Below are 9517 nucleotides of genomic sequence, written 5' to 3'. Positions count from 1 at the left end.
TGCGGGCAGGATGCAAATCGGGGTGGCACGACGCCGGTCACACCCACTCCGCGAATCCATTTTCGCAGCTCACAGGCGTGCGTCGTCGGGAAAGGAGAATCCACCTCGCACCCCAGGAGGACAATCTGACCCGTGAAGGTGACCGCGGACACAGGGCTGATCGCCTACGGGCATGAGGTGATGCCCTGGCTGATGCACGACCCGGTACGCAACAATCCGCTGCTCACGCTCCTTCAGTCGCGGATGGACAGTGTCGGCGCGGAGCACGAGCGGATGCTGCTGCTGCGCGTACTCGATGAATCCACCGACGGCCCGCGCCTGTCCGGGGTGGCCGTATGGCCCCCGCCCTTCGCGCTGATGCTCAGCGCCGTGCCGGCCGCGGCCGTGCCCGCACTGGCCCACTACCTGCTGGACTCCGCACCCGACGCCCGTCGCTTCAGCGGCCCGCCGGAGCAGACCCGCCGCCTGGCGGAGACGGTCGCCGCAGCCGAGGGCGGGCGCGCCGCACTGCGGGAGTCGTTCCGGATGTTCGAGGCGGTGCGGATCGACCGCCCCGCCGGGGTGGCCGGTCGCGTGCGCGAAGCGCGGGAGGCCGACCGCGAGCTGCTCGTGCGGTGGTCGGCCGCATTCCACCGGGAGGCGCTGCCGCGCGAGCCGCACCCCGACCCGGCGGCGCCGGTCGACGGCAGGCTGGCCCGCGGGGGCCTGCTCTGGGTATGGGAGGCAGCCGGCGAGCCGGTGAGCATGGCCGCCCTCACCGTCCCCGCCGCGGGGGTGGCCCGGATCAACCTGGTCTTCACGCCGCCCCGCCGCCGCGGCAACGGCTACGCCGGTGCGCTGGTCGCGGCGATCAGCGAGGCCGTGCTGGCGGCGCGGCTGCGGCCGGTGCTGTTCACCGACCTCGCCAACCCCGCCAGCAACCGGATCTACCAGGCCATCGGCTACCGCCCGCTGCACGAGGTGCAGCTGTGGGAGGTCTGCTGACCAGGGTCAGGCCGCCACCGGCTGCGGTACGTGCGCGATCTCGGCGGCGCGCAGCCGGCCCGCGCTCAGCGCGACGACCGCGATCAGGCACGTCACCAGCGCGAACGAGAACGGCAGCGAGGTCGCGTGGGCGATACCGCCGATCAGACCGGGGGCGGCCAGGCCGGCGCCGTACGAGACGGTGGCGACCCCGGCGATGGCGTGCGCCGCGTGGTCGCCGGTGTGCCCGGCGGCGCTGAACGTCAGCGGCACCACCACCGCCACCCCGAGGCCGATCAGGCCGAACCCGACCACGCCCACGGCGGGCGCCCACGAGGTGACCACCAGGATCCCGCCGACGATGCCGAGCAGCCCCGCCACCCGTACGGTGCTGACGGCGCCGACGCGGCGCACCACGGCGTCGCCGACGAGGCGGCCACCGGTCATCGCGAACGCGAACGCGCTGTACGCGACCGCCGCCTGCCCTTCACTCGAGCCGAGGATCTCGCGCAGGTACACCGCGCACCAGTCGGCGGTCGCCCCCTCGGCGAACACCGCGCAGAAGCCGACCAGCCCGATGATCAGCACCGGCCCGCGCGGCAGCGAGAAGCGCGGCCCCTCCTCCGCCGCCGGCGCCGGGGCGCTGGGCAGCAGCCAGTGGCCCGCGGTGACGGCGACGACGGCGAGCAGCACCGCCATCACGCCGAGGTTGACCGGTGCGCCGATGCCGACGAACGCGGCGGCCGCGCCGATGCCGGAGCCGATCAGGCCGCCCAGGCTCCACATGCCGTGCAGGCCGGACATGACCGAGCGGCCGAGTCCCTGCTCGACGGCGACGCCTTCGGCGTTCATGGCGATGTCGGAGGTGCCCGCCGTGACGCCCGCGAGCAGCAGCATGCCCATGAACGCCCAGACGTTGGGGGCCAGTGCCAGCACGCCGATCGCGGCGCACCAGGCCACGATGAGCACCCGGGTGGCGGTGCGGCCGCCGACGCGGGCGATGAGCCGTCCGGTGAACGGCATGGAGCTGAGTGAGCCGATCGCGGGCATGATCAGTGCCAGCCCGAGGCGGCCCTGGCTGAGGTGCAGGTGTTCGGCGATCCACGGGATGCGCGCGGCGAAACTGCCGCTGGCGGCACCGTGTACGGCGAAGATGGTGGCGACCGCCCAGCGGGCGCGTGTCAGGTCCCGGCTCACGTCAGGACCTTACGCGCGAGAGCGCTCTCAGTGTCAACCCCGTGTCACACGGCGGCCAGGATCAGTGCCGTCGCCGACAGGCCCAGCCCGGCGACCTGGATCGCGCGCAGCCGCTCGCCGTTGACCGCGAGAGCGAGCAGCACGGTGCTGGCCGGGTACAGCGAGGCGATCGGGGCCACGATGCTCAGCTGCCCGGCATTGGCCGCGAGCAGGTACAGGCCGTTGGCCGCGATGTCGAGGCAGCCCGCGAGCGCGGTCAGCGCCAGCACCCGGCCGCGCAGCACCAGCGTGCCGCCCATGGGGCGCAGCAGCGCCAGCCCGATCGGGATCGAGGCCAGTCGCGCGCCGGCCAGCGGCCACATGCCCGCGCTCGGCCCGGCCTGCGCCAGCAGCAGGAAGAACACCCCGAAGAAGGCCCCCGAGGACAGGGCCAGCCCGATCACCCGGGGCGTGACGGCACTCGCGCCAGCCGACGGGCCGAGACTGACCAGCGCGATGGCCAGCACCGCGCAGGCCGCGGCGGCCAGCGGCACCGCACCCGGCCGCTCGCCGAGGGCGAGCCCGCCCGCCAGCGGGACCAGGGCCGAGGTGACCGCGGTGATCGGCGCCACCACGGACATGGCGCCGCTGGCCAGGCCCTGGTAGAGCAGGACGATGCCGAACAGGCCGGCGACCCCGGAGGCCGCGCCCCAACCCAGGGCCGACACGCCGAGCCGACCCGGGACCAGCAGCAGGAAAACTGCGATCATCGGTATCGCGCACAGCTGCGAGACGACGGTCACCGAGAACGAGTGGCCGCGCACGCTCGCGGCACCCTGCTGGACCGCCTTGCCACCGCAGAAGTCCGCTGTGCCCCAGACCAGGGCGGATGTACCGGCGAGCAGGATGGCGATCACAGCGTGTTCGTATCACGACGGCGACCGCGGAGGACAGGGGTGTCGACCGACATGACGGCAGACCAGACCCGGACGGCCGACCGGCACGCGCGTGCGCCCCGACCCCGTCAGGTGCCGATAGAGGAGATCAACGCGGCGGTGGCGCTGCACGTGCGCGCGCTGCGTACCGGGCGGGGGTGGTCGCTGGACGAGCTGTCCGGCCGGTCCGGGGTGAGCAAGGGCATGCTGGTGCAGATCGAAGCCGGGCGGACCAACCCGAGCGTGGGCACGCTGGCCCGGATCGCGGACGCGTTCGGGGTGGCCGTGGCCCGGCTGCTGCAGCCGACCGCCGACCGCAGCGTGCACCTGAGCGACTTCGAGGAGGGCCCGGTGCTGTGGCGGGGCGGGCGGGGCGGCACCGGGCGGCTGCTGCGCGGGGTCACCGATCCGGCCACGGTCGAGCTGTGGGACTGGCGGTTCGCCCCGCACGAGCGGTACGACGCCGAGGAGCAGCAGCCCGGCGCGCGGGAGCTGGCGCATGTGCTGATCGGGCAGATCACGGTGACCATCGACGGCGAGGACCACCTGGTGCAGGCGGGGCAGACGCTGGACTTCCGGGGCGACCGGGCGCACACCTACCGCAACCCGCAGGACACCCCGGCCCGGCTGGTGATGCTGGTGGTGATGCCGCCGGGCGAGTACACGCACCGTCGCGGCGCCCGCTGAGCAGACGGGAAGAGCCCGCACCGTCGGGTGCGGGCTCTTCCGGTGGGCACGAGGCTAAGCGGTCTTCTCTTCGCGGTGGTGCCGGGCGCGGCGGCCGGTGCTGATGTCGCGCCGGGGCACGATGGTCGGGTAGACCTTCTCCAGCACCGTGGCGCGGGTGATCAGGACGCGCTCGGCGTTGGGGTCGCTGGGCACCTCGTACATCACGGAGAGCAGGACCTCCTCCATGATGGCGCGCAGGCCGCGGGCGCCGGTGTTGCGCAGCATCGCCTGGTCGGCGATCGCCTCCAGCGCCTCGGTGTCGAAGTCGAGCACCACGTTGTCGAGCTCGAACAGGCGCTGGTACTGCTTCACCAGGGCGTTGCGGGGCTCGGTCAGGATCTTGACGAGCGCCTCGCGGTCGAGGCTGCGCACCGTGGTGATCACCGGCAGGCGGCCGATGAACTCGGGGATGATGCCGAACTTCAGCATGTCCTCGGGCATCACCTTGGCCAGCGTCTCGTCGCTGACCCGGTGGTCGGTCACGGCGCGCAGGTGGGCGCCGAAGCCCAGCCCGGAGCGGGCGGTGCGCTGCTCGATGATCTGCTCCAGGCCCGCGAACGCGCCGCCGCAGATGAACAGGATGTTCGTGGTGTCGATCTCGACGAAGTCCTGGTGCGGGTGCTTGCGCCCGCCCTGCGGCGGGACGTTGGCCCGGGTGCCCTCGAGGATCTTCAGCAGGGCCTGCTGCACGCCCTCGCCCGAGACGTCGCGGGTGATCGAGGGGCTGTCCGACTTGCGCGCGATCTTGTCGATCTCGTCGATGTAGACGATGCCGGTCTCGGCGCGCTTGATGTCCCAGTCGGCGGCCTGAATGAGCTTGAGGAGGATGTTCTCGACGTCCTCACCCACGTATCCGGCCTCGGTGAGCGCGGTGGCGTCGGCGATGGCGAACGGGACGTTCAGCATGCGCGCCAGCGTCTGGGCCAGGTGGGTCTTGCCGGTGCCGGTCGGCCCGATGAGCAGGATGTTGCTCTTGGCCACCTCGACCGACTCACCGCCGCGGGTGTGCGCCGCGTCGGCCTGCAGCCGCTTGTAGTGGTTGTACACCGCCACGGCCAGGGCCTTCTTGGCCTGGTCCTGGCCCACCACGTATGAGTCGAGGAACTGGCAGATCTCCATCGGCTTGGGCAGCTCCTCCCAGCGGACCTGCTCCTCGCCGGCGAGCTCCTCTTCGATGATCTCGTTGCAGAGGTCGATGCACTCGTCGCAGATGTAGACCCCGGGGCCTGCGATGAGCTTCTTGACCTGCCGTTGCGACTTGCCGCAGAAGGAGCATTTCAGCAGGTCGCCGCCGTCGATCCGTGCCACCTACGACTCCCCCTGCCCCTGAAGCTGACGAACGCCGCGCCGGTCCCAGCGGCGCAAGCATCGGTTCTGTGATGACGTTACCTGTTGTGAGCCGTTTTGCGGCGCCCCCACCCCGGCTGCCATGACGACGATTCTGTCACGTCCCCCCGACAACCGCTTCGGCGCCGTCCACCCGATGGGGTGAACGGCGCCGACAGGCGGAAGGGTCAGCGGGCCCCGGCCATCGCGGACTTCTTACGGTACGACAGCACCGAGTCGACCAGGCCGTAGTCGACCGCCTCACCGGCCGTGAGGATCTTGTCACGGTCGATGTCCTTCTTGACCTTCTCGACCGCCTGGCCGCTGTGGCGGGCCAGCATCTCCTCCAGCTGGGTGCGCATGCGCATGATCTCGCGGGCCTGGATCTCGATGTCGGAACCCTGACCGTAGCCACCCTCCGTCGCCGGCTGGTGGATGATGATCCGCGAGTTGGGCAGCGCCAGGCGCTTACCGGGCGTGCCCGCCGCCAGCAGCACCGCCGCCGCGCTCGCCGCCTGGCCCAGGCAGACCGTCTGGATGTCCGGGCGGACGAACTGCATGGTGTCGTAGATCGCGGTCATCGCGGTGAACGAGCCACCGGGCGAGTTGATGTACATGGTGATGTCGCGGTCCGGGTCGGCCGCCTCCAGCACCAGCAGCTGGGACATCACGTCGTTGGCTGACACGTCGTCGACCTGCACGCCGAGGAAGATGATCCGGTCCTGGAACATCTTCGCGTACGGGTCGATGGTCTGCTGGCCCGTGGTGGTCCGCTCGATGAACTGCGGCACGATGTAGCGATTGGACGGCTGGCCGAAGCTGGGCGTCATAGCTGGAAACATGTTGCTGCTCCTTCAGTTCCCGACCGGCGCCACGGACGTAGCGGTGATCACGTGGTCGATGAAGCCGTACTCTTTCGCCTGCTGGGCGTTGAACCAGCGGTCGCGGTCGCTGTCGGCCTCGATCTGCGCCACCGGCTGCCCGGTGTGCTGCGCGATCAGGTCGATCATCAGCTTCTTGGTGTAGATCATCTGCTCGGCCTGGATGGCGATGTCGGCCGCGGTGCCGCCGATGCCGCCGGACGCCTGGTGCATCATGATCCGCGCGTGCGGCAGCGCGGAGCGCTTGCCCTTGGCCCCGGAGCAGAGCAGCATCTGGCCCATCGAGGCCGCCATGCCCAGCGCGATCGTGGCCACGTCGTTGGAGATGAACTGCATCGTGTCGTAGATCGCCATGCCGTCGTAGACGGAGCCGCCAGGCGAGTTGATGTACAGGTAGATGTCGCGGTCGGGATCCTCGGCGGACAGCAGCAGCAGCTGCGCGCAGATCCGGTTGGCGACCTGCGTGTTGACGTCGCTGCCCAGGAAGACGATGCGCTCCTTCAGCAGGCGGTTGTACACAGAGTCGTCGAGGCCGCCGGCGATCGGATCGGAACCCCGCGCAGATGGAACGTGCAGCTCGCTCATATCGGCAGCCTTTCTCGTTGTCCTACAGCGACCCTAACCGCTGATTCCGACACCAGCTTCCCCAGTACCGACGTGTTCGCTGTGAGCGCACCACGCCCGTCGGTGACACCGGCAGGCCACACCGGCCGGAAAACAGGCGAGGGGATCCGCCGGGCCGATGGCCGACAGATCCCCTCGCCGTCACGTGCTCGGGCTCAGTGGTTGTGGCCCTCGTGGTCGCCGTGGTCGTGGCCGGCGTGGTCGTCGGCACCCTCGCGCAGCGAGTCCAGCGTCAGCACCTCGCCGTTGCTGTCGGTCATGATGACCCGCTCCATGACCAGCGCCAGCGCCTTGCCGCGACGCACGTCGCCGTAGACGGCGGCGGCGGCACCGGCCTGCACCAGGCGGTCGTAGTACTGCTGCGGGGCGACACCGGCGCGCTGGGCGCGGTGCACGATCTCGTGGCCGAACTCGTCGTCGGAGACCTGGACGTCCTCGGCCTCGGCGATGGTGTCGAGCACCAGCTGGATCCGGACGCCCTCGGCGGCCGCCTCGGACAGCTCGGTGTCGATCTGCTCCTCGGTCTTGTCCTCCGCCGCGAGGTACTCGTTCAGGCTGGCGCCCATCCGGTCCAGCTGCTCGACCATGGCGGCCTTGCGCTGCTCGACCTCGTCGGCCACCACGCCCTCCGGCGCCGGGACGTCGGCCCGCTTCACCAGCTCGGCCAGCGCCTTGTCCCGCGCGGCGTAGAGCTGCTCGACCTTCTTGACCCGGGTGATCCGCTCCGACAGGTCGCCGCGCAGCTGCTCCAGGGTGTCGAACTCGCTCGCCAGCTGGGCGAACTCGTCGTCCAGCGCCGGCAGCTCCTTCTCCTTGACCGTGCGGATGGTCACGGTCACGTCCGCGTCGCTGCCCGCGTGCTCGCCGCCCACCAGCTGGCTGGTGAAGGTCGCCGACTCGCCGGCCGCCAGGCCGACCACGGCCTCGTCCAGGCCCTTGAGCAGCTGACCCGAGCCCACCTCGTGGGACAGGTTGTTGGCGGTGCCGCCCTCGACCTCGGCGCCGTCGACCGTGGCCACCAGGTCCAGCTGCACGTAGTCGCCGCTGGCGGCCGCGCGCTCGACGGTCTTCAGGGTCGCGAACCGCTGGCGCAGCCCGTCGATCTGCTCGTCGATCTCCGAGTCGGCCACGGCCAGCGGGTCGACCTCGACCTTGATGCTGCTCAGCTCGGGCAGGGTCAGCTCGGGGCGCACGTCCACGTCGGCGGTGAACTTCAGCGGCTGGCCGTCGGCGAACTCCAGGTTGTCCACGGCCGGACGGCCCAGCAGCTTCACCTCGTGCTCACGCACGGCGGCGAAGATCTGCTGCGGGATGGCCTCCTCGATCGCCTCCTGCAGCACGGCGCCGCGGCCCACGCGCTGGTCGATGACCTGCGCCGGGATCTTGCCCTTGCGGAAGCCGGGGATGTTGACCTGCGCCGCGATCTCCCGGTACGCCTTCTTCAGGCTCGGCTCGAGCTCGGCGAACGGCACCTCGATGGCGAGCCGCACTCGCGTCGGGCTCAGAGTCTCGACGGTGCTCTTCACAGGCGTACTCCTTGAGATCTTTCGGGTCGTTTGGGGTTGCCTTGCGCAACTGTATGCCCCTCCGCGCGTGCCGATCGCACCGGCGCCGGTCGCGGAAAGAGCCCGGTCGAGTGTAGGCGACCGCCCGAGTCGTGCACCGCATCGGGCGGCTCTTGTCGGCAGATGTCACACCCTGCGGGCGCGTCAGCACCATAATAACGAGCAAAGCCGACAAACTGGGCAGGTAGTCCAGGAGGAGACCACCGTGCCACCGATCAATGTCACGCTGCTGCTGACCGCCGCGCTCGCCAGCGCGACCGGCCCCATGCTCGCGCTCCTGCCGGCGACGGCCGCGGGCGCCCCGCCGGCGGCCACGGCCGCGATCAGCATCGACGACGGCGTACGCCGCATCGAGGCGGGCGACACCGTGCGGTACCGCATCATCGCCCGCGGCGACGACCAGACCCAGGCCGCGACGGTCCGCCTCACCGTGCCCACCGGGCTGCGCGACGTCCGCGCCGACGGCGCGGCACAGACCGGCGACACCCTCAGCTGGCCCGCCCCGGCGGCCCGGCAGACCTCGTCCTACACCGCCGCCGCGACCCTCGACGGCGCCGCCGCCCCCGGCGACCTGGCCGCCACCGCCTGCCTGCAGGGCGTCGCCGCCCCGGTGGCCTGCGCCACCGACCTCGACCTGGTCGCCGCACCCGGCCGCGGGCCCGGCTGGGCCTGGCTCGGCTCGGCCTTCTTCGGGCTGCTCGCCGCCGTCGGCGCGCTCTGGCTCAACAAGAAGATCCGGCCGGAGCTGCTCACCCCGGCCAACGCCCACCTGATCTACAGCGACGGGCAGCCCGGTGGAGCCCCATCCGCCTGATCCGAACAAAGCCCCACCGGGGGTTCCTGCCGCGACGGCGGCGCGTACGGCCGCCCGCAGCCGGGAGTGATCGCTTCCCCCGTCCCTGACCTCAGGGTATGCCCCAAGCATCGCCAGAGCGGGTGAATCAGGAGGAAAGCTCACAACGAGACATGGCATATGGGTGTGCGTCCGGCACGGCCCAACGCATACACTTCCGGGGGCGCCGGTGACGGCGCGACGGGGTGTAGCGCAGCTTGGTAGCGCACTCGCTTTGGGAGCGAGGGGCCGTCGGTTCGAATCCGGCCACCCCGACCGGCAACGGTCGGCGCACCGCGACCTCGGCGCGCGACGTTGTGGCGGCCCCGGTTATACTCGGGACCACGCGGGCGTAGCTCAATGGTAGAGCTTCAGTCTTCCAAACTGACTACGCGAGTTCGATTCTCGTCGCCCGCTCCATAGAAGAAGCCCCGGGACCGATGGTCCCGGGGCTTCTTCGCGCGTGCGTGCGGTCCGCGGGTACGG

Annotated in this window: 9 protein-coding genes and 2 tRNA genes; 5 read left to right on the top strand and 6 right to left on the bottom strand. The window is 71.1% G+C overall.

Annotated elements, in window-relative coordinates; all coding sequences use genetic code 11:
- Positions 1 to 132: 132 nt before the first annotated feature.
- Entirely contained in the window at positions 133 to 984 is an 852-nt protein-coding gene (locus QEZ54_RS36050; RefSeq protein ID WP_281309279.1) for a GNAT family N-acetyltransferase, read from the top strand.
- Between the two features lie 6 nt (positions 985 to 990).
- On the opposite strand, the gene QEZ54_RS36045 is transcribed toward QEZ54_RS36050, so the two are convergent.
- The gene (locus tag QEZ54_RS36045; protein WP_281309278.1) at positions 991 to 2160 is read right to left on the bottom strand and encodes an MFS transporter; all 1170 of its coding nucleotides are present in this window, start codon (positions 2158 to 2160) and stop codon (positions 991 to 993) included.
- A gap of 44 nt (positions 2161 to 2204) precedes the next feature.
- Positions 2205 to 3056 carry a DMT family transporter gene (locus QEZ54_RS36040; protein ID WP_281309277.1) on the bottom strand — a complete coding sequence of 284 codons (852 nt, stop codon included), beginning with the start codon at positions 3054 to 3056 and terminating at the stop codon, positions 2205 to 2207.
- Between the two features lie 51 nt (positions 3057 to 3107).
- Here QEZ54_RS36040 and QEZ54_RS36035 point away from each other — a divergent pair, with 51 nt between their 5' ends.
- Positions 3108 to 3761, top strand: coding sequence for an XRE family transcriptional regulator (locus QEZ54_RS36035; RefSeq protein WP_281309276.1), 654 nt, complete (start codon positions 3108 to 3110; stop codon positions 3759 to 3761).
- A 54-nt stretch (positions 3762 to 3815) separates the two neighbouring features.
- On the opposite strand, the gene clpX is transcribed toward QEZ54_RS36035, so the two are convergent.
- The 4 genes from clpX to tig form a co-directional block, all read right to left on the bottom strand.
- On the bottom strand, positions 3816 to 5111 hold the full coding sequence (gene clpX, locus QEZ54_RS36030) for an ATP-dependent Clp protease ATP-binding subunit ClpX (RefSeq protein ID WP_281309275.1): 1296 nt from the start codon (positions 5109 to 5111) through the stop codon (positions 3816 to 3818).
- Positions 5112 to 5317: 206 nt separating this feature from the next.
- Positions 5318 to 5971, bottom strand: a complete 654-nt coding sequence (locus tag QEZ54_RS36025; protein WP_281309274.1) for an ATP-dependent Clp protease proteolytic subunit — start codon at positions 5969 to 5971, stop codon at positions 5318 to 5320.
- 12 nt (positions 5972 to 5983) lie between these two features.
- On the bottom strand, positions 5984 to 6595 hold the full coding sequence (locus QEZ54_RS36020; protein WP_281309273.1) for an ATP-dependent Clp protease proteolytic subunit: 612 nt from the start codon (positions 6593 to 6595) through the stop codon (positions 5984 to 5986).
- A 194-nt stretch (positions 6596 to 6789) separates the two neighbouring features.
- Positions 6790 to 8160: a trigger factor gene (tig, locus tag QEZ54_RS36015; RefSeq protein ID WP_281309272.1), complete on the bottom strand. Its 1371-nt coding sequence runs from the start codon at positions 8158 to 8160 to the stop codon at positions 6790 to 6792.
- A 244-nt stretch (positions 8161 to 8404) separates the two neighbouring features.
- Here tig and QEZ54_RS36010 point away from each other — a divergent pair, with 244 nt between their 5' ends.
- The 3 genes from QEZ54_RS36010 (at position 8405) to QEZ54_RS36000 (ending at position 9451) form a co-directional block, all read left to right on the top strand.
- Positions 8405 to 9013, top strand: a complete 609-nt coding sequence (locus tag QEZ54_RS36010; protein ID WP_281309271.1) for a hypothetical protein — start codon at positions 8405 to 8407, stop codon at positions 9011 to 9013.
- Between the two features lie 220 nt (positions 9014 to 9233).
- Positions 9234 to 9307, top strand: a tRNA-Pro gene (locus QEZ54_RS36005).
- Between the two features lie 70 nt (positions 9308 to 9377).
- Positions 9378 to 9451, top strand: a tRNA-Gly gene (locus tag QEZ54_RS36000).
- Positions 9452 to 9517 lie beyond the last annotated feature (66 nt).

This window comes from Catellatospora sp. KI3 (genome assembly GCF_029948125.1).
Taxonomy (GTDB): Bacteria; Actinomycetota; Actinomycetes; order Mycobacteriales; family Micromonosporaceae; genus Catellatospora.
This window is presented reverse-complemented; position numbering and strand designations above follow the sequence as displayed.